The sequence below is a fragment of the Persicitalea sp. genome, from assembly GCF_041751555.1.
Lineage (GTDB): Bacteria > Bacteroidota > Bacteroidia > Cytophagales > Spirosomataceae > Persicitalea.
In genome coordinates this window covers 1-20748 of sequence record NZ_JBGSXF010000077.1, presented here as the reverse complement: position 1 = coordinate 20748, position 20748 = coordinate 1, and the positions used below count along the sequence as shown (strand labels likewise).

14 protein-coding genes are annotated in these 20748 nt (G+C 51.1%); 11 read left to right on the top strand and 3 right to left on the bottom strand.

The genetic code is table 11. The features are described 5' to 3' along the window. Positions 1-97: 97 nt before the first annotated feature. Positions 98-1207 carry a hypothetical protein gene (locus ACEW8P_RS02565; RefSeq protein WP_373511547.1) on the top strand — a complete coding sequence of 370 codons (1110 nt, stop codon included), beginning with the start codon at positions 98-100 and terminating at the stop codon, positions 1205-1207. 189 nt (positions 1208-1396) lie between these two features. Here the strand turns inward: ACEW8P_RS02565 and ACEW8P_RS02560 are convergent, their stop codons facing one another. Next, entirely contained in the window at positions 1397-2122 is a 726-nt protein-coding gene (locus tag ACEW8P_RS02560; protein ID WP_373511546.1) for a hypothetical protein, read from the bottom strand. A gap of 213 nt (positions 2123-2335) precedes the next feature. Here ACEW8P_RS02560 and ACEW8P_RS02555 point away from each other — a divergent pair, with 213 nt between their 5' ends. Both ACEW8P_RS02555 and ACEW8P_RS02550 read left to right on the top strand, forming a co-directional pair. After that, positions 2336-4666, top strand: a complete 2331-nt coding sequence (locus tag ACEW8P_RS02555; protein WP_373511545.1) for a TonB-dependent receptor — start codon at positions 2336-2338, stop codon at positions 4664-4666. Positions 4667-4714: 48 nt separating this feature from the next. Continuing rightward, positions 4715-5287 (top strand): hypothetical protein, encoded by a 573-nt coding sequence (locus ACEW8P_RS02550; RefSeq protein ID WP_373511544.1) that lies wholly within the window; start codon positions 4715-4717, stop codon positions 5285-5287. A 62-nt stretch (positions 5288-5349) separates the two neighbouring features. Here ACEW8P_RS02550 and ACEW8P_RS02545 read toward each other — a convergent pair whose 3' ends face one another. Further along, a complete protein-coding gene (locus ACEW8P_RS02545; RefSeq protein WP_373511543.1) occupies positions 5350-7065 on the bottom strand; it encodes a hypothetical protein in 1716 nt (571 codons plus the stop codon). Between the two features lie 348 nt (positions 7066-7413). Between ACEW8P_RS02545 and ACEW8P_RS02540 the strand changes: the two genes are divergently transcribed. The 7 genes from ACEW8P_RS02540 (at position 7414) to ACEW8P_RS02510 (ending at position 18116) form a co-directional block, all read left to right on the top strand. After that, complete coding sequence (locus ACEW8P_RS02540) at positions 7414-8418, top strand: glycosyltransferase family 2 protein (protein WP_373511542.1); 1005 nt, start codon at positions 7414-7416, stop codon at positions 8416-8418. Continuing rightward, positions 8415-9533, top strand: a complete 1119-nt coding sequence (locus ACEW8P_RS02535) for a glycosyltransferase family 4 protein (RefSeq protein WP_373511541.1) — start codon at positions 8415-8417, stop codon at positions 9531-9533. Before ACEW8P_RS02540 ends, ACEW8P_RS02535 begins: the two co-directional genes overlap by 4 nt. A 204-nt stretch (positions 9534-9737) precedes the next feature. After that, entirely contained in the window at positions 9738-12584 is a 2847-nt protein-coding gene (locus ACEW8P_RS02530) for a putative Ig domain-containing protein (protein ID WP_373511540.1), read from the top strand. A 157-nt stretch (positions 12585-12741) separates the two neighbouring features. Beyond that, positions 12742-14553, top strand: a complete 1812-nt coding sequence (locus tag ACEW8P_RS02525) for an acyl-CoA dehydrogenase family protein (RefSeq protein ID WP_373511539.1) — start codon at positions 12742-12744, stop codon at positions 14551-14553. 244 nt (positions 14554-14797) lie between these two features. Beyond that, positions 14798-16345, top strand: a complete 1548-nt coding sequence (gene bshC / locus ACEW8P_RS02520; RefSeq protein WP_373511538.1) for a bacillithiol biosynthesis cysteine-adding enzyme BshC — start codon at positions 14798-14800, stop codon at positions 16343-16345. 115 nt (positions 16346-16460) lie between these two features. After that, the gene (locus ACEW8P_RS02515) at positions 16461-17036 is read left to right on the top strand and encodes a 5-formyltetrahydrofolate cyclo-ligase (RefSeq protein ID WP_373511537.1); all 576 of its coding nucleotides are present in this window, start codon (positions 16461-16463) and stop codon (positions 17034-17036) included. 69 nt (positions 17037-17105) lie between these two features. Beyond that, positions 17106-18116 (top strand): aspartate-semialdehyde dehydrogenase, encoded by a 1011-nt coding sequence (locus ACEW8P_RS02510; protein ID WP_373511536.1) that lies wholly within the window; start codon positions 17106-17108, stop codon positions 18114-18116. Between the two features lie 71 nt (positions 18117-18187). Here ACEW8P_RS02510 and ACEW8P_RS02505 read toward each other — a convergent pair whose 3' ends face one another. Further along, positions 18188-19405, bottom strand: a complete 1218-nt coding sequence (locus tag ACEW8P_RS02505) for an NADH-quinone oxidoreductase subunit D (protein WP_373511535.1) — start codon at positions 19403-19405, stop codon at positions 18188-18190. Between the two features lie 106 nt (positions 19406-19511). Here ACEW8P_RS02505 and fucP point away from each other — a divergent pair. Continuing rightward, a partial coding sequence (fucP, locus tag ACEW8P_RS02500; RefSeq protein WP_373511534.1) for an L-fucose:H+ symporter permease occupies positions 19512-20748 on the top strand: 1237 nt, incomplete at its 3' end.

Here is a 20748-nt window from a genome sequence, read left to right as displayed (position 1 = left end):
GGAGATAAGTCATGTTTTGATGGAGCAGTTGCCGTAGCTCCAAAGGGCTTATCCATCTCTCTGTAAAAACCATTCCCATCCGTAAATACCGCTGATCATGAAAGCAAAAACACTGACATCCTACCAGCAGGTAGCGCAGGAGTGCATCGCTGCCTTCGATAAAGTTGATATGCGGAGAGATGAAGGGTATTGTGTACGATCGGGACTGTTTTCGGCCAATCTAACCAATTTCCTGCCCCAGGTTAGGGAAAGTGAACACGAAAGTCTGTATACGAACCTGCTACGTAACCTATCACTCGAAAAGTTTGATCGGCAGCTAATGCACCTGAGTGATGTTTCGGCCCTGGAAGGCGATTTGTCGCTAATCAATAATCCGAAAAAGCCGTTCATCTTTTGTACGTTCCACATCGGCTCGTATCGGTTGATCGCCAACGCGCTGCTTCGCAAAGGCTACCAGTTTTCTACCTTGGTGCGCCAGGAGATTTTTGAAACGAAAAGGGCCGAGTTTAAGGAATACTGCACCAACATGCACGATACCTTCCAAACGCCCAGCAAGGTCAATATACTCAACGCCGAAGATCCCCGCGTTCTCTTACAGATGACCCGCGAACTAAAAGCCGGACGTTCGCTACTCGTTTACATCGACGGCGATACCGGATCGGGCGAGGAACATAAAACGGTCGTTGATTTTCTGAACCAGCAGATCAAAGTGCGCAAGGGAATTCCCTACGCCAGTTATCTGTCCGGTGTACCAATTCTGCCCATCGTGCAGTACCGGAAGCAGAACTTGCAAAATGTGTTACGCATTGGGAAGCCGATTGCGATAAAGAAAAACGAAGGCCGTGAAGAATTCAGCCAACGTTCACTGAGAGCCATTTATAAGTACTTTGGCGGGTATATTAAAAAATACCCTGATCAGTGGGAAGGCTGGACATACATCCATAATGCGATGGTTATCAGGCCTGAAAGTAATACGACGACAACGTATAATTTGAACAGGAAAGCGAATTACCGTTTCAACCAAAGTCGCTACCGGATTTTCGAATTGGAAAGCAACTACCTGCTCTTTGACCGTTCGGCTTACGAAACATTTGAGATCACTGCTGATATGAAGCATTATCTCTCGACCCCGGTGGTGAGGAACCCCATCAAAACCCTGGGAGCCAATATTTTCGGCGAACTGCTCACCCGCAGCATCCTCGTCTGAATTCAAGATATTTGAAGAAATTCAAGAAGTTTTAGTGTGTGTATAGTATGGAAAAGCCTTCACTCTTTGAGTGAGGGCTTTCTTGTTTTGAGACAAATTATAAATCAGTTCGTGATGCCGCTCAACTTCGATCCATGCCGATCAAGTCAACCTCTGTAATTGTCAGTAACTTATTGATAATCAAATTAACTACCTGATCAGTCGAATCGTCGCACCATTCAGCGCGAGCGTCCCGACGAGCAAGATCAGGTACGCCCAGCCAATGGGCAACAGCGGTACCAGCCAGTGTACCCCAACCAGGAAAGTGAGGAAGCCGTAGCCCGTCAGCAGCAGTCCATACATAATCCGAATAGTGGCGGTGGAACCCTGTTGTGCGTGGGTAAATACAGCTAGCGTTGAGGTCATAATGGGAAAAGGCGTGAGAATCCCGCTCCATTCCGGCCCTAATCGCTCGGCGGCCTGTGTCAGGATTAGAACAAAAAGCGTAGCAACCAGCATTCTGAGTGGAATGTCGAAGCGTGGCTGGCGTGGCGGGACATCGGCTTGGCTGGGTTTCGGAAAGAAATACAATACGGTGGACAGGACAGAAAGCGAAATGACAATCCCCCAAAGCAGCGGGGGAGTAAAGTAAAACGCGATGATCGCCACCACAAAGAATGCCCCATAACTCGCCAGTAAAGTCGGCAGCCACGACCAGCGGCGAGAAAGGGACGCGTAAAAATAAGCAAAGAAAAATGTTCCAATCGCTCCCATGAGGGCACTTGGAATGGTATTAGCGGCGAAAGTAGAACCTTGCTCCCAAGCCATGAAGAACGAAATTGGCCCCGCTACCCAGGGAAAGCCACCAATCCAGCCGCCCAGTCCTGCTCCCCAACGACGAACGGAAAGTGTGACGCCAGCGATGAGCAACGGCATGAGGGTTAATTTTATAAGGAAAACATAGTCCATGCAGATCAGATTTATGTGGTAATAGCCCGCAAAGGTAGGAAACCAGGAAAGGGTAGCATCAGGAAAAGAACTTTATCTAATTATTTGCAACATTGTTGCATAAAGCTTTACTTTTGCCCGTTGTGACTGTAAACAAACTGTAATCATCACGAACGGATGATGTCAAAGAGGAATAAATTCGTGAAAGAAACGCTACCAACAGCTTGGCTGATGGGCTTGCTTTTTCTGTTTGTTTCTGCTAATTCATTTTCTCAAAAACCAGACTGCCATTGTTTTATCAAAGGTACTGTTCGGGATGACCATAGCGGTCAACCAGTAGTAGGGGCGACGCTGTTGTTGACGCAGTCGAATCAAGGCGTCTTCACCGATGCTGATGGACGGTACCAGTTCACGGGACTTTGCCCCGGCCGCTACGAGATAGAGTGCCGGATTGTGGGCTACCAGTCGCGCCGCGACACAGTCAATCTTACCGAAGGTCACGAGGAGGACTTTTCTTTGGCTGAAGAAGAAATTCACCTGAAAGACGTCGAAATCACTGCGCACCGTACTGACGCGCCCATATCGCAACCGCTCACTACTCTTACAGGCAGTGACTTGGCCCGGACGCGCGGACAGTCGCTGGGCGAAAGCCTGAGCGGGATCACGGGCGTTTCGATGCTGCAAACCGGCTCGTCCATTGCCAAGCCCGTCATCCACGGGATGCACAGCAACCGGGTGCTCATCATGAACAATGGCGTCCGGCAGGAAGGCCAGCAGTGGGGTTCGGAACACGCACCTGAAATCGACCCCTTCGTGGCTACGAGGCTGTCGGTCGTCAAGGGCGCGGCGGGTGTCCGCTACGGTTCCGACGCCATCGGCGGTGTAGTTCTCGTAGAGCCGGAGGAGTTGCCCATTGACAAACCCCTCCGCGGCGAAGTCAATGCAGCCGCTTTTTCTAACGGGAGGCAGGGCGCGGCTTCAGCTACCTTGCAAGGCGGCGTGAAGGGGCTCAGCGGTTTCGGCTGGCGAGCGCAGGGAACGCTCAAGCGAGGCGGCAACATCCAAACACCCAACTACTTCCTGGACAATACGGGGAGCGCTGAACGCAATTTCTCACTGGCGGCGGGCTATCGACACAAGGGCTTCGGTGCAGAAATTTATTACAGTCATTTTAAAACCAAGCTCGGTATTTTCTCGGGTTCGCACATCGGTAGCGTGACGGACTTGCTGAACGTGATCCAAAGTAGTGAGCCGCTCATCAAGTCTGATTTTAGCTATATAATCAACCGTCCATACCAAGATGTAGCCCACAACCTGCTCAAAGGCGAGATGCACTACCACTTTCCTGATGGCAACCGCCTGAAATGGATTTCGGCTTACCAATACGACAATCGTCTGGAATACGATCTCCACGCTCCGCGCAACGATTCGCTCGCGGCACTCAACCGCCCCGAACTTTCGTTCCGGCTCACGACGCTGACCAACGACATTATTTGGGATCACAAACCACTGGCGGGGAAACTGTCCGGGCAGATCGGCGTAAGTACCTTGTACCAGTACAATCTCATGGACGGCCGGCCCCTAATTCCTAACTTCGACCAGTGGAACATAGGCCTCTTTGCCATCGAGCGGCTCGTGAGCAACGGCTGGGAATTGGAGGCGGGCCTCCGCTACGATTACCGCGACCTCACTACCTATCGTTTCGTCAACCGAATCAAAACTACCGACCACTTTAACTTTTACAATGCCTCGGGTACTTTCGGAGCCGGGCGCAACCTGAATGATCACTGGTCGGTGCTGCTTAACTTCGGTACGGCCTGGCGAGCGCCCAACGTGAGCGAATTGTTTAGTGACGGCGTCCATCACGGTGCGGCAGCCTATGAGCGAGGCGACGCCACCCTTATACCGGAAAAGGCTCTCAACACCGTCGCCAGCGTTCGCTACGCCAGTGACCGCCTGACAATGGAAGTGGGCGGGTACTACAACCACATCCGGGATTATATTTACCTGAAGCCCCAGCCCGAACCCATTCTGACGGTACGCGGCGCTTTTCCCTTTTTCAAATACACCCAAACCGACGCCACGTTTCAGGGGATCGATGTTTCGGCAGACTGGAAATTAAACGGTCGTTTGTCTTGGATGAGCAAACTCACGTACCTGCGCGTGAGCGATGTCCGCAACGATGCCTACCTGGTGATGATCCCTGCCAACCGCTGGGAAAATCAGCTAAAATACACCTGGGGAGATAAAGGGCGCTGGGAGAAAATATTCTTTGCCGTTGGCAACCGCTGGGTCGGGGAGCAGCGGCGGGTTCCGCCCGGCGGCGATTTCGCCCCGCCACCTTCGGGCTATTCGCTGTGGAATGCGCAATTGAGCGGCAAACTGGCAATTTCTGAAATGAACCAACTGGAACTGACTCTGACGGCGGAAAACATTTTAGATACTGCCTATCGCGACTACCTCAACCGCTTTCGCTACTACGCCGACGACATGGGACGCAATGTGTCGCTGCGGGCGCGGTATGTTTTTTAACGTTTTACCTACTTAATATTTTGTTTACCATAGCTAACCATGTTAAAAATGAGAAAGAACAGAAAATGGGCACTCGCATCACTGCTGGGTCTGGCAGTTCTGTTGACGCAGTGTAAAAGTGCTGAGGACATCACACCTGACGACGAAAACGAGCTGATTACAACCGTGCAGTTAGAGTTTACGCCTGAAAGTTCCGGATTTCCAACCGTTCAGACATTCACTTATCGCGATGTGGATGGCGATGGGGGCAATCCACCGACAAAGTTCGACACCATTTCGCTGCAAGCGAACACGATTTACACTTTGAAGATAAAGCTGCTGGATGAAAGCAAGAACCCGGCTGAAGACATAGGCGAGGAAGTAAAGGAAGAAGCAGCCGAACACTTGCTGGTTTACACGGCCACACCGGCCAACTTATTGAAATACACCTATGGCGATAAAGACGCGAACCAACTCCCGATTGGCCTGACGGGCATGGTACTTACCGGTGCCGCTGGTACGGGCAAACTCAAAGTACAGCTCCGCCACCAGCCACCTGTCAGTAACAAGGCCCAAAAAGACGGCACCCCCGGCCCCGGCAGCGATGATGTGAATTTAGATTTTGTGTTGAAGGTCAAATAAAGGGGAGGAAGGGAGGAGGGAGGAAAAGTATTCGACGAATACATTCTTGCCTCCTCTTGACTCTAATCTGCTGACAAACTTATCCGCTTCCCTGTAAAGCGCAAGTCCCAGTTTTTGCTTTCAGGTGCCTCGCTCGACATCAGCCAGACTTCAAACTGGCCTGAGGGTAGTTTACTGCGGTACATGCCATACCGTAATTCTGAGTCGTAATAACTTCTCTTCTTCAAAAAGTTTTCCAAAGAATGAGGTATAGGAAGGGCGGGCAAGGGCAGGACATGTTGGTTCGATATCAGCAGGAAATTAGTTGGAACTCGCTCTGATTTTTCTCTCACATAAAATTCGAGATATTCGGCTGGGTAGTTATTCTCAGCAATCTGAGACATGGCTTTGGCCGCAAAATCACCTTTGAAAGCCCCCGACTTATCGCGGGTTTGAGACCGGAGTTTGGCAGGAGAGGGTAGTTTGTCAGACGCGTACAATCTGCTCAAACCGCTGCTTTCTGTGGCCCTAATCAGTTCTTTCATGCGAGTGGGGTGGTTCCAAAAGGGCTTGTCGCCAAAATTATCGCCTTCCGTAAGGAATGTGGTGTAGTTCTTCCAGTAGTAAGCATCGAGCAGTAGTTCGTCGTGTTGTTGGCGAAGATGGACGATGGAAGTATGATAACTCTGGAAATTGAGTACGACGAAACCCAGCATCCCAAGAGCCAGGACTACAGGCTGCACGTAGCGCAGCCTCCTGGTTAGTATTATCAATGCGAGGTAAGCTACCGCCAGTAGCACAGCTCCAAAAATCATGTAGCGGCGTGAAAAAATGCTGCCGCCGTACATGAAGTACTGATTCATTGGGCGGCTCAGCACGAACATGGCCCCCGTTCCTAAACCGAACAGCAAAGCGCCCAACACAAACCAATAGCTTCTTACTATTTTACGACTGATAAAAAATCGCACCGTCCAGCCGAGAAACACTATCCCAATGAATAAGCCCAGATAGACGCAAGCCATCATGTCGGGGTAAAAGGCTTGCTGCATCGCGTGGGGGATGTCGAGGTAAAGCGCATTTCCCCAAAAACCCAGCATCAGCAAGCCGTTGAAGATGGGGTGTTGCCAGGGCTTGTCCGTAGTAGCTGAGACAATAAATTGGTAATCAAATAAGAAATAGAAGCTAATACATCCGATGGCTAATCCCAACCATGGGAAAATTGATCTGTATTTTCTTTGAAAAAACAGGATGATTGCCCCGATTACCCAGGCCAGCATGCCTGTTCCACTCACAAATGTGGCCACTAAGGCAGAAACGGCTCCTATCCACCAGCCGAGTCGGTCGGAACGGCTCAGTCCGTAAGCGGAAAGAAAAGCAAAAAAGAGCAGCGGTGTGTTTTGGATAGCCGCAATACCCCAGAAAGCATTTTCGTAGTACGTGAGATTAAATAGCACAAACGGAACGGGCAAGAAATAGTACCAGGCTACTCGCTCCTGCTTAAAAGTCAGGAAAAAAAGATACAGAATGCCAAGCAGGAATAGGTTACCAAGAGTAATCAGGACTTTGAGGTTGACAGTACCTGTAAAAAATACCAGCGTCAGCATCACCAATCGTTCGAAGGCGAAGCGGTGTTGGTTGACCTGAGTGAAGAGAATTTTGGTAGCTTCGAGAAAATTTTGTTCGGTTTTGAACTGCTGAACCGTTTCCAGGAGCAGATAGTCGTCGATGAAGGGAACATTGACGAGGTGGGCATCGACAATTAGGTAAAAGTAAACGATCGGACAAAGTACCAAGCCCAAGCCAAGGAACTTTTGTAATGCTTGGGCTTTAGCGAAAAGAAAAGAAACCCCGAGCAACATCACTAATAAGACTACAATCCCGAAATACTCAAACAAATACGGGTCATGGTATAGCAGATGGTTCATCTCGTGTCAGAAGAAAAGCAGGATCGAATTCAGTTTCCCAAAGGAGGAACGGGATCCGAGCTGGCTGGCGCCATTCCTCAAAAAGCCGCAAGTTAAAAAAACTTTCACCGGGCTTAGCATCAGATGATAATGGTGCGCGCAGTGTAATCAGGAAGGAGCGTGCAAAGATTTAAGCGCAGAATTTCTACTTTTGCACCCTCTATCGCCCCTCCACCATACTGCATGGATGTCTCTATAATCATCGTCAACTACCGCACTCCGCAGCTTATTCTGGATTGTCTGGCGACTGTTTACAGATATACGAGGGAGGTTACTTTTGAAGTTATCGTCGTAGACAACGACCCCGAGCGAGGCGGTAAGGATCAGGTGCTTAGTCGGCATTCCGAAGTCAGATGGATCGACATGACCTACAACTCGGGCTTTGGCCGGGCCAATAATGCGGGCATGAAAGTAGCCGAGGGAAGGTACTTTCTGCTGCTCAATGCCGACACCTTGCTGACTGACGATGTCATTAGCCGTTGTGTACAACGAATGGACATCCGCCCTGACGTCGCGGCCTGTGGAGCTTTGCAGTATTATGCCGACGGTACGCCCATGCCTTTTTATCGAAGTTTCAACGAGTTCAGGAAAACTTTTTTCATCGTCCCACCTTCGGACTTCTTACAGCGTGTTATCAATAAACTACTTCCCGAACCCCACTACGATGATCCTGACCAGCATGATTGGCTGACAGGCGCATACGTGTTGGTGCGCCGGGAAGTGGTGAACGCAGCGGGGGGATTTGATGAAGATTTCTTCATGTATGGCGAGGACGTGGAGTGGTCGGGGCGGCTGGGCAAAGTAGGGAAGCTATGTTACTTCAAAGACTGCACTTTTATTCATCTCGAAAACAACAATCCTTTCCGACGTACCAGCATTTCCTGGATCAACCGTTTCAGCACGCAGATGCAGGTATCGAACTTTCTGTGGATCAGGAAACAGTACGGGACAGGGGCGTATTTATTTTCGATCGCTTCCAACCTTTTGATGATACCCGTTATCATGGTCTGGAAGATGAGCGTCAATGTGCGGAAACACGGTAATCCCTTCGCCGAACTACGCACCCAGCGTATTTTTATCAAAAAAAACGGTGTTTTGTTAAAGTATTTTTTCAAAACATTATTCAACAAAAAACATCTGTACAAGATCAAAGAATCAGAGAATATAGATCTACAATCCACCCCTTGAAAAAACGCACCAGGATTCTGTTTTTTACGCCCTACGCCACGCGCACGGGTTCCGAGATGATGCTCCTGTACATTCTCCGGCACCTCGACCCCGAAAAGTACGAAGCCGGCTTGGTCAGCTTTGCCGACGGCGAGCTGCTCACGGAAGTGCCCGCCAACATCCCGGTGTTTATTGGGCCGGGCCGTTACACCCTGGCTCAGCGGGTGTCGTTTCACCTGGGTTTTCACCCTATGGATCGTTTTCTGGAAAAGCTTGTCCGCGAGTTCAAAGCCGACTTTTGGTACGTCAACACCGTCATGCTAGGCGAGGTAGTTCAGGCGGCCCGCAAGCACTCGATTCCCGTCGTCAGCCATATTCACGAGCTTTCGCACATGCTGGCTTTTGTGGGGCGTCAGGACTATCACGGCATCGTGCAGGATTCCGACTTGCTGATCGGTTGCTCCGAGGTAGTTTGTCGCAACCTCCGCGCCTCTGGTGGCACATCCGTAAAGAAACTACTCTCCTTCATCGACCTGAAAGAAATCGACCCGTCGCCCGGGCGGGCGGAAGCCCTCCGCCTAGAATGGGGCGTGCAGCCGGGCGATTTTGTCTGGATCATGTCCGGCACTACCTCCGAGCGCAAGGGCTTCGACCTGTTGCCCGACCTGGCGGCGGCCATCGACGACCCGACGGTGCACTTGGTGTGGGTGGGAAAATCCTCTCCTGACGGCATGGTATATTTGACCGAAAAACGCTGCCAGCAAAGTAAAACTACCAAAATTCATCTCGTGGGTGCCAAGAAGGAGGACTATTTCGACCACCTTGCCGCCGCCGACGGCTTCATGCTGACCTCCCGACAGGAGCCGCTGGGCTTAGTGATGATGGAGGCAGCTTGGCTGGGCAAGCCCATCGTCGCGTTCGATTCGGGCGGGCCGGCTGAGTTTGTCGTGGAAGGAATCGGGACGGTGGTCCCCAACTTAGACATCGGAGCATTTGCCCAGGCGATGCAGCACTGGCGGCAGCACCGCGCCCTCTTCGACCCTGCCCGCGCCCGGGAAAGAGCCGCTGAATTCGGCTCCGAACTCGGAATGGCCGAATGGGAACGAATTATCGGGACCTTTCACGAACATTTGTGAGCCTTCCAGGTTTCTCTTACCTTTAATCCAATATTCCGTAAAATCCCTCTTTTTACTTTTTTTCAAATTTGTTTCAGAAAACGACGGATGATTCGTTGTTAGGACATGCTCCCCGGTTTGGGGTGGGTAGTAAAGGGTAGTTTTATTGCTGAAAACATGGGGATGGTTTACGATAGAATAATGGGGGAACGGTCAAAATGTGTCATGTGGTTGAGTATGTGGCTGGCCGGATTTTTGGCCTCTGGTAACCTTGCAGCTCAGGCGCCACTGGCTCCTGGCAACACACAACGTTACTTTTCTCTGCTACAATTAAATCTTTCGCAGGAAAAAGACTTCGAGTTGGAAGTGATTCGGCAGGCAGCCGATGCCGGGGTAAACTCACTGCTGCTTACCGTTCATTGGGATAAAGTATACCGGAAATCACCATCGGAACCCGGCGATTGGTACCGATACGACAGCCAGGTACAGCTCGCCACGAAGCTCGGACTAAAAGTAGCGATCCGCGTGATGATAGGCCGCAACCGGAATGATCTGAAGGGGTTCTGGACCGAGGCCGAAAGCATGAAAGACTACAAGCAATATCCCCTACGTGAGGCTTACGACGCCACTTCATTCAGCTACTTGCACCAGCCGTCGGTCGAGCTGGCCGCCGACTTCGTCAGGCAGGTCACGGAACGTTACAAGTACCTGCAGAAGGACAACAACCTGATTTTCTTTTCGGTCGTCACTACCCCCACTCAGGAGGCGGGCTACCATATGATCAATATTCCGCCCAAGGGCGAATACCTCGACAACTACCTCTCGATCTTCGACTACTCTGATTTTTACAAAAAGGGTTTCAGGACGTGGCTACAGGAGAAGTACAAGAAAATCATCCGCCTCAACCTGCTTTGGGGAGCTGAGTATAAAACTTTTGAGGAGGTACTTCCCCCGGTGACACCCTGGGAACCGAAGGAATCCTTCTTCGGACGGCGAGGCAAAGATTGGTATATTTTTCGGCATTTGGCCTTGAAGCAGTTCAATGATCGCATGATCAAAACTATTAAGGACGTAGATAAAAACATTGGTTATATCAATGAATTCGGGGCGGTGAGCGATGCAGTGAGCGGGGTGCGCGGAACGTTGGCTTTTCGTGACCTTGGGGAAAAGACCGATGGGGTGAAAATACACGACGATGCGCGCTACGACCACCGCTGGACAATGGACATCATCCGCGGCAGCATCCGGCCCGACCAATGGGTGATGAACGAGGTTTTTTACGCTGACTACTTGCCAAGCAGCGAATTCTACGAGCAGATCGACGAATGTTTCGAGAGCGGAGCCAAGATGGTAGCTTTTGTGCTGTCTACCACTGGACATATAGCGGCGATGAGGGATGTGATCAGGAACTCAGCCAATAAGTGGATTCCCAAACCCATGACGCCGATCGTGACTTCCGACACGGTCGCCTATCGCCTGTCACGGGCGGTGGACAAGAGCGTGGACGACTTGGCCTATGGTGCCTGGAAGCAGAAGGCCCGAGGCAACGGGCCTCCCCGCCCGGTGAGCGTCGTCCTTATCGAGGACCTGTTGCAGCCCGAGTACTGGAAGGCTGCCGAAAATGTCCCACCTTACCTATTAAGTCCCGTGCCGATGCAGATCATTGCTGTATCGAGTGATTTTACATATAAACTACCGACGGATACCTTTGCTGATCGCGACGGTACCGTTGTCAGAATGGAGGTTTCAGGCCTCCCGACTTGGCTTCGCTACGAGAACGGGCAACTTATCGGCAAGCCCACCGCCCTGGGCGACACCCGGCTGCTGGTACGCGGCGTTGACGACGAGGGCGGAGCTACCGAAGCCTACTTTACTATTCGGGTGGACACGCGCGAGAATGCCAACAAGCCGCCCACCGTCAAGAAAAGCCTGACGACCGTCACAGCATCTCTCAACAAGCCTTTTGAATTCACGCTGCCCAAAGACCTTTTTGCTGACGCCGACGGCACCGTGACCCGCATCGAAGTAGGTACTTTGCCGTCCTGGCTCGCTTTTCAAGATGGCCAATTCAAGGGTTTTCCCACCAAAGTTGAGGAATATCGCATCGCCCTTAAAGCTTACGACGACCTGAATGCCTTCGTGGAGACGTTCTTTACCATTCAGGTAGTAGAGCCGCAGTTCTTAAACAATCCGCCTTACGTGCAGAAGACTTTACCCGTGAAGTTTACCAAAGTCAATGAGCCGTTCCGTTACACATTGCCCGCCGATATTTTTGGCGACAGCGACGGGTATATCTCACTGATTACGGTACAAACGCTTCCTGCCTGGCTCAATTTCTCGCTCAATGAGTTCTCGGGTACACCCACCGAGCAGGGCGAGTATCGCGTGCTGGTGCGAGCATACGACAACAACGGCGGGTATGTAGAAACCCCGTTGCTGATTCGCGTTGAGATACCCCAAATCACTTTCGACCTTATGCGCTCAGGTACCCTCATCGAAAGGCAGCGAATCTTGACCTTAAAGGAAGGAGATGAGTTGCGCGCGGGTTCATTGCCGCCCCGGCTAAATGTAAACGCTTACGGCAACTTCGAGTTCGACCGGATCGACTTTGACCTGAGCGGCCCCTACCGCCACAGCAGTAGGGCCTTCCGCTTCCCGCATGCCCTTTTCCCGGAGGACGGGGGCTTTGCGCCGTATGTGGGTGGTTACACGCTTACAGCATCAGCTTACAGAAAGGACTCATTAGTGCTAGTTGACAATATCCAGTTTAGCATTGCGCCCGGCGATTCCAGCCAAGTCAGCCGCTCGCTCGAAGAGTGGGCGGGTTATCCTAATCCGTTTGAGAGTGTTTTTAACATTCAACTTCCTGATGGACAGCCTGTCGCTACCTATTCGTTTTCCCTCGTCAGCGCTAACGGTCAGCGTCAGCCTATTCCAGCTAAATGGATTACGCTGTATGGTAGTATTGCCCAAATCAACTTATCCGGCTTATCCATCGCTCCGGGTATCCACTTTGTTCGCGTAGAATCAGAGGGTAAGGAACTTCGCCTTTTCAAGGTTTTGAAAAAGTAAGATTAGTACGGTCGCTTAGAAAATTTCCGAAAACTGAATCTTGCGGAAATGGTATGCTTGCATACTACTTCCGCAATCGTTATATTTGCAACAGTAAAATATAGTATGCATGCATACTACCAGTTAGATTATTCAATAAACCTCAAAAACATACATCATGGCAGCAGTTGCAGAACAGTCTTCTATCAAAGGAGGTGAATTTTTAATCAAAGAAACCGATGCCTCGCAGATATTCATCCCTGAGGAATTCACGGAAGAACAGCAGATGATCGCCGAAACCTGCCGCGATTTTCTGCGCACCGAAGTACACCCGCGCCTCGACGAAATCGACGCCGCCAAGTCGCCCGAGCTAATGGCCTCGCTTATGGATAAGGCCGGTGAACTCGGTCTGCTTGGAACGGCGGTACCTGAAGAGTTCGGCGGCTTCGGAATGAATTTTAACACCTCTATGCTGGTGGCCGAAAGCTTGGGAACGGGACATTCGTTCTCAGTAGCACAGTCGGCACATACGGGCATCGGTACGTTGCCTATCGTGTACTATGGCAACGAAGAGCAAAAAGCTAAGTACCTGCCCAAGCTTGCCTCGGGTGAGTGGAAGGCCGCTTACTGCCTGACCGAACCTGACTCAGGCTCTGATGCTAATTCCGGCAAAACAAAAGCTATTCTGACCGAGGACGGCAAGCATTACGTCCTGAACGGTCAGAAAATGTGGATTACCAACGGCGGATTTGCGGACTTGTTCATTGTTTTTGCTAAAATTGAGGAAAATGGCGAGACGGATAAAAACCTCTCGGCCTTTCTGGTAGAAAATACCTACGGTGGTATCACCATGAATGAGCCGGAAAAGAAACTGGGCATCAAGGGTTCCGATACACGCCAGATGTTTTTTAACGACTGCCAGGTACCTGTCGAAAACCTACTTTCCAGTCGAGGCAATGGCTTCAAGATTGCTGTCAATATCTTGAACATTGGTCGCATCAAACTCGGCGTGGCTGTGCTGGGCGGGGCCAAGGGTTCGCTGGATCAGGCTGTAAAGTACGCTAACGAGCGCAAGCAGTTTGGCATTTCGATTGGCCGTTTCGGGGCTATTAAGCACAAACTGGGCGAAATGGCGACGCGGATTTACGTTTCAGAAACCGCCTGCTACCGTGCCGGACAGAATATTGACGACGCCATCGCGGATTTGCAGGAGGGTGGCATGAGCGAAGCTGATGCTAAGCTGAAAGGTGTGGAACAGTTCGCCATCGAGTGCGCCATAACCAAAGTGCATGGCTCCGAAGTACTTGACTACGTGGTGGACGAAGGTTTGCAGATTTACGGCGGCATGGGCTACTCCGCCGACGCCCCCATGGAACGCGCTTACCGCGACTCACGCATCAACCGCATCTTTGAAGGCACCAACGAGATCAACCGTTTGCTCATCGTGGACATGCTTCTGAAGCGGGCCATGAAAGGGCAAATCGACCTGATGGGACCCGCCCAGGCAGTGAGCAAGGAAATTATGTCGATCCCCGATTTCGGGTCTGAAGACGAGGACGTACCTTTTGCAAAAGAAAAAAAGGTATTGCAAAATTTAAAAAAAGCTGCCTTAATGATCGCCGGAGCCGCCGTGCAGAAGTTTATGATGAAACTCTCGCACGAGCAAGAAATCCTAATGGACGTGGCCGATATGATCATCGAAATCTATGTTGCCGAATCGGCCTTGCTCCGGGTGGAGAAATTAATCGGCATTGAAGGCGAGGAGGCCGTAGCCCTGCAAAAGGACATGGCAATGGTCTACTTGCACGATGCCGTGGACAAGATCAACTCGGCAGGGCGCTCGGCCATTACTTCCTTTGCCGAAGGAGATGAGCTGCGCGTAATGTTGATGGGCTTGAAACGATTCACCAAAATCGACCCCATAAACCTTAAAGATGCCCGCCGCCGCATTGCCGACGTCATGCTGGCTGAGAATAAGTACGTTTTCTAATTGCGAATGAGAAAATGAGTGAATGTTGCTTTCGCCATTTCAGCATTTAATTCTCTCATTCACCAAATCACTAATTCAAAATTGATAAGGGCCGGTTCTGTTTCAGAGTCGGCCTTTTTGTGGGGAATCCAGGTCAATGGGCTTAGCTTTGTGGGATCCGAAACTTTACCAAACAGCAAGTGGTTGAAAAACCGACTATTTTGCGAACTACTGCATCTTCAACTACCGACTCTGATTCGATCTGATGAAACTACATTCCGCTGCGCTACGAAATACCAGCCAATTCCCGACGCTCCTGCTGGATTACCTCGATCAGAAACCCGAACTAGAAGAGTTTTACGACGTATTTCCCAGCCGCGATGGGGCTATTCAGGCAATCGATCAACGTGCGGACTTCGACTCGTCCAAGCGAAAAACGCTGGTGGAGGTTTTGACGAAGCAGTACGAAGGAATCGCCGATGCACCTGATTTCAGCGTGTTGCTGGACAAAAATACCTTCACTGTGACCACAGGCCATCAGTTGAATATTTTTACTGGACCGCTGTATGTGATTTATAAGATCGTCACGACGATCAACCTGGCGCGGACTTTGAAGGAAACTTATCCCGACTACGATTTCGTCCCTATTTATTGGATGGCGTCGGAAGATCATGACTTCGAAGAAATTGCTTCCTTCAATCTTTTTGGCAAAAAATACACCTGGTCCGGCGAGCATAGCGGCGCGGTAGGGCGACTGAATCCACAAGAGTTGGAAACCGTGCTGAACGCCTTGCCCGAATCGGTGCCACTTTTCGAGAAGGCTTATCTTGAAAACAAAACACTGGCTGACGCCGCCCGGTGTTATATGCACGACCTGTTCGGCGCGGAAGGACTCGTAACGCTCGACGCCGACGATGCGGCTCTGAAAAGGCATTTCCTGCCCGTCGTCGAAGATGAATTGTTTAACCAGAACTCCAGCCGATTGGTAGAAGAAACGACCGCGCGATTGGAAAAACTGGGCTACCACACGCCCGTTCACGCACGGGAAATCAATCTTTTTTACCTGACTGACGAGCTGCGTGAGCGGGTTATCCGACAGGAAGGTACTTTCAACGTTTTGAACACTAATCTAGAATTCACGGACGAGGAAATGCGGCAGGAAATAAGCGAGCATCCTGAGCGATTTAGTCCTAATGTAGTCTTACGGCCTTTGTACGAAGAGATCATTCTACCCAATCTGGCCTACATTGGCGGACCATCAGAGGTGCCGTACTGGTTGCAGTTGAAGGACGTTTTTACGCATTATAAGGTGCCTTTCCCGATGTTGATTCCGCGTAATTTTGCCCTGTACGTCAATACGGCAAGTCGCCACCGTATGGAGAAACTAGGGCTTTCTTACAAGGGTATTTTCAAAGAGAAGTACCAGATGAAACGTGATCTGGTCGAGCGGATTTCGGAGCACACGCTGTCGCTGGATCTGGAAAAGTATGCCTTCGCCGAGGTGCTTGCCAAAGTGGTGAACAAGGCGCTGGACGTGGATGTGACAATGGAAAAGGCAGTGTTAGCCGAGCGAGCGCGGCTGTTTAATTCTTTGGAAAAGTTGGAAAAGCGAATTCGGCGGGCCGAGGAGCGGAAGCATGAGATAGAGATCGGGCAGTTGCAGAATTTGCTGGACACGTTCTTTCCAGACGGTTCGGCGCAGGAGCGTCACGATAACTTCTTGAATTTTTACCTCAATAACAGGAACTTCATCGAGGCTTTGTTCGAGTATTTCGATCCTTTGGATTTTAAATACAATATTTTGGAAGAGTGAGTAAGACTAACCGCAAAGACTGCAGAGTTTTCAAGCAGAGATCCGGTACTAGCCGGTGCGGCAGAGTTTCTTTGTAGTCTCTGTGTAAATCTTTGCGTACTCAGCGGTCAAGAAAGTGAAGAAAAAAGAGACAAGAGAACTTTTCCTCAAAAAAAGAGCAGCAGCAGAACCTGCCGACAAGGACCGCATTGCCGCACAGCTAGGGGAAATACTATCTGAAAATCCGAAGATAAATCTCCTCCACTCTTTCATCGCCGATCCCGAAAGAAACGAAGTCGATACCCTTTTCATCCGCCAAATTTTGCAAGAAAAACGACCCATGCTTCAATGGGCTGCCCCGCGCATGATTCCTGGAACTAGACGAATGGAAAACTACGTCTGGAACGATGAAACAACACTATTATACAACCGCTGGGGAATCGAAGAACCCAATCCTGAAACTTCACAATTTATCAAAGTACAATCAATCGATGCCGTACTCGTGCCGCTACTGGCCTTCGACCGACAAGGCCACCGCGTGGGCTACGGCGGTGGCTACTACGATCGATTTCTAACCCAGTGCCGACCCGATACGCTGAAAATCGGACTATCTTATTTTGACCCTATCAACGAAATCGAGGATGTTGACGACTGGGATGTGAAGCTGGACATTTGCGTGACGCCCGACCTGATGTACCGTTGGGGGCGTTGAGCTTATCCAATAACCGAAATATTTTTTCGTATTTTTGCTCCCAATTTTTACTAAAATCAATTCAAAAAAATGAAAATCGCAGTCGTAGGCGCTACCGGATTGGTAGGCAGCGAAATCCTCAAGGTACTGGCTGAGCGCAATTTTCCGGTGACGGAATTGCTGCCCGTGGCCTCTGAACGTTCCATTGGTAAGGAAATCATGTTCAAGGGTAAACCTGTGAAGGTAGTCAGCTATGAGGATGCGATCAAAGCGCAGCCAGCCGTGGCGATTTTCTCGGCTGGTGGCGGTACTTCGCTGGAACTAGCCCCTAAGTTTGCCGCAGCGGGCATCACTGTGGTGGACAACTCCTCGGCCTGGCGCATGGATCCGAACAAGAAACTGGTTGTGCCGGAAATCAACGCCCATACCCTGACGCCCGAAGACAAAATCATCGCCAATCCCAACTGCTCCACAATCCAGATGGTGCTGGTGCTGAATCCTTTGCACCACAAATATAAGATCAAGCGTGTGGTCGTTTCGACCTATCAGTCGGTGACAGGTACTGGTAAGGAAGCCGTAGATCAGCTATTCGCCGAGCGTAAGGGCGATGATTCTGTCAAGAAAGTATATCCGCACCCGATCGACCTCAATGTACTACCGCATATTGATGTTTTCCTTGACAATGGCTACACCAAGGAAGAGATGAAGATGACCAACGAAACCAAGAAAATCATGGGCGACGACAGCATCGCCGTCACCGCCACCGCCGTACGTATTCCGACTATGGGTGGCCACTCGGAAGCGTTGAATATCGAGTTTGAAAATGAGTTCGACCTGGAAGAAGTACGCGAAATCCTCAGCAACGCCGACGGCGTAGTTTTGCAGGACGATCCCAAAAATTTCGTGTACCCCATGCCACTTACCGCGCACGGCAAGGACGACACCTTCGTGGGCCGCATCCGCCGCGACGAAACGCAGCCCAAAACGCTTAACCTATGGGTGGTGTCCGACAATCTGCGCAAAGGTGCGGCCACTAACGCCGTGCAGATCGCAGAGTACCTCGTGCAGCACGAATTGGTGGATGTAGCTGAGAAAGTGTAAATTGGACATTGGACGTTGGACTGGTTCGCCAAGCGGTTAGACCTTGATCGAAAGTCCAGCGTCCAACGTCCCTACCGATCTATTTCCCCCAAATTCAAATCCAGCGAACCGACCACGGCTACCAAGTCGGCCAGTAATCCGCCCTTAGAAATTTCACCGATGACCGATAGGTTGTGCAGACAACATGACCGCGCCTTGCAGCGCACCGGGACATCGGCACGGCCATCGGTGCGGAAGAAGTACCCAAGTTCGCCCTTAGGATTCTCAGCCCGAACGTAAAAATCCATCGCCTTGGGACGGATTTTCTTCGGTACCAGCGCCTGCGGATCGAAATCGCGGGTACGAGCGTGTTCCTTCGTTAGCTTTTCCAGGCATTGCTCGATGATCCTGACCGACTCCCAGCATTCGGCCACGCGCACCCAGTTGCGGTCCCAGCAGTCGCCGAGCGTGCCGACCTCGCCTTTGCCGATGGGAATCTCAAAATCCAGTTTGGGATAGACTGAGTAAGCGTCCACACGCCGTAGGTCGTAACGCAGGCCCGAGCCACGCAGCACCGGCCCCGAGCCGCCGTAGTTGATGGCTGTCGTTAGTGGCAGCACGCCGACATTAGCAGTTCTTTCGATAAAAATTTTATTTTCGATCACGAGTTGTTGCAACTCAACCAACTTAGGTTTGAGGTACTTTATGAACTCTCCGCAACGCTCCTCAAAGCCGACAGGCAGATCGTAAAACAAACCGCCGATCCAGATGTAGTTGTACAGCAGCCGCGCGCCGCACACCCATTCCAGCAGCCGCAAAATCTGCTCGCGGTCGCGCATCATCCATAGGAAAGGCGTGTAAGCCCCGATGTCCATCGCGTAGGTGCCAACGGCGACAAAGTGCGACGCCAGGCGGTTCAACTCAGCCACCAGCACCCGGATGTACTCCACGCGCGGCGGGATGTCGTTTTCGATGCCCAGCATCCGCTCCACGCCCATGGCGTAGGCGTGTTCCGAATTCATGGCCGCCGTGTAGTCCATGCGATCCACGTAAGGGATAACCTGGTTGAAGGGCAGCGACTGGGCGTGTTTCTCGAAACAACGATGCAGGTACCCTATATGCGGCACTACGTCTACCACAACCTCGCCATCGGTAACTACTTCCAACCGTAACACGCCGTGTGTGGATGGATGCTGCGGCCCGACGTTCAACACCATTTCCTCCTTCCGCAAATCACCGGGCTGGTACTTGTTCGGTTCAGAGTTGGCAAGGTGTTCGGGGCGGTAGTCGTATTGCAGCGTTTCTCTCATAAGACAAAGGTAGTTTTTAAGAGGGAAAGGAGGAGGGATGAAGGGGTAAAAGGAGTAGGTAAGGCATTGCTTTTTCCTTTCTTACCTTTCCTCTTATTCCTCCTTTATGTTAAAAAAGACCCCGATCCTCCCCTTCATGCTTATCACCAGCCTATTCCTGATGTGGGGATTGGCCAACAACATGACCGATACGCTTCTCTCGGCCTTCAAGCGGATCATGAGCATGTCCGACTTCCAGACGACTTTCGTGCAGTACGCCTTTTACGGAGCCTACTTCTGCCTGGCGATTCCGGCGGCGATTCTGATTAAAAAATATACCTACAAAACGGGTATTCTCATTGGTTTGGGGATGTTCATCGCGGGCTCGCTGCTGTTCTACCCGGCCAGTAAGACGATGGTGTATGGGCACTTCCTAGCTACGCTCTTCATTTTGGCAGGCGGACTGTCGCTGTTGGAAACGGCCGCCAATCCATACATCATCGCGATGGGACCGGAGGAAACCGGGACGCAGCGGCTCAACCTGGCACAATCGTTCAATCCCATCGGTTCGATTATCGGGGTGGGACTGAGCAAATTGTTTATTTTATCCAAACTCAACGTAGCAGGCGAGGCTGAACGCGCCTCCATGTCGCCCGAGCAGTTGCAAGCCATTCAGTCGGAGGAACTCACGGGGGTCATGGGTCCTTACGTGGGGGTAGCAGCTTTCCTGGTAATTATTTGGTTGTTAATTTTTCTGAACAAGATGCCCACTGCCTCCGAGGAAAACAGCCGATTCGACTTTGGAGATGCCTGGGGGCGGCTACGCAAAAAACGGCATTATGTCTGGTCGGTCGTGGCCATGTTCTTTTACATCGGGGCGCAAATCGGCATCTGGTCTTTCACCATTCGGTATGTTATGAAAGAACTGGATTTGAACGAAGAGGAGGCGTCCAGCTACTATCTGGGTGCGCTTGTACTGTTCTTGCTGTCACGTTTTGTATGTACCTACCTCATGCGCTTTATCACGCCCCGCCGACTGCTAACTAGCCTGTCTGTATTGGCGATGATCCTGACCGGAATCGCCATGGCTGCGGGTGGCTACGTAGGTGTGTATGCCCTGGTAGGGATTTCTGCCTGTATGTCGCTGATGTTCCCAACGATTTACGGACTAGGCTTGCAGGGCCTGGGTCAGGATACCAAAATCGGTGGCTCGGGCCTCATTATGGCCATTCTGGGTGGCGCGGTGCTGACGGGAATACAGGGGCAAATCTCCGATGCCACTGGCAGCATCAACACGGCCTTCATAGTCCCGCTGCTTTGTTTTGGCGTAGTGGTGTACTTTGCTTTGCGGGAGGCGAAGGTGG

What these genes read in the sequence shown, in the direction of transcription:
- ACEW8P_RS02565 (WP_373511547.1), top strand. Translation starts at nt 98, where the DNA reads ATGAAAGCAAAAACACTGACATCCTACCAGCAGGTAGCGCAGGAGTGC.
- ACEW8P_RS02560 (WP_373511546.1), bottom strand. Translation starts at nt 2,122, where the DNA reads ATGCCGTTGCTCATCGCTGGCGTCACACTTTCCGTTCGTCGTTGGGGA.
- ACEW8P_RS02550 (WP_373511544.1), top strand. Translation starts at nt 4,715, where the DNA reads ATGAGAAAGAACAGAAAATGGGCACTCGCATCACTGCTGGGTCTGGCA.
- ACEW8P_RS02540 (WP_373511542.1), top strand. Translation starts at nt 7,414, where the DNA reads ATGGATGTCTCTATAATCATCGTCAACTACCGCACTCCGCAGCTTATT.
- ACEW8P_RS02530 (WP_373511540.1), top strand. Translation starts at nt 9,738, where the DNA reads ATGTGGTTGAGTATGTGGCTGGCCGGATTTTTGGCCTCTGGTAACCTT.
- ACEW8P_RS02525 (WP_373511539.1), top strand. Translation starts at nt 12,742, where the DNA reads ATGGCAGCAGTTGCAGAACAGTCTTCTATCAAAGGAGGTGAATTTTTA.
- bshC (WP_373511538.1), top strand. Translation starts at nt 14,798, where the DNA reads ATGAAACTACATTCCGCTGCGCTACGAAATACCAGCCAATTCCCGACG.
- ACEW8P_RS02510 (WP_373511536.1), top strand. Translation starts at nt 17,106, where the DNA reads ATGAAAATCGCAGTCGTAGGCGCTACCGGATTGGTAGGCAGCGAAATC.
- ACEW8P_RS02505 (WP_373511535.1), bottom strand. Translation starts at nt 19,405, where the DNA reads ATGAGAGAAACGCTGCAATACGACTACCGCCCCGAACACCTTGCCAAC.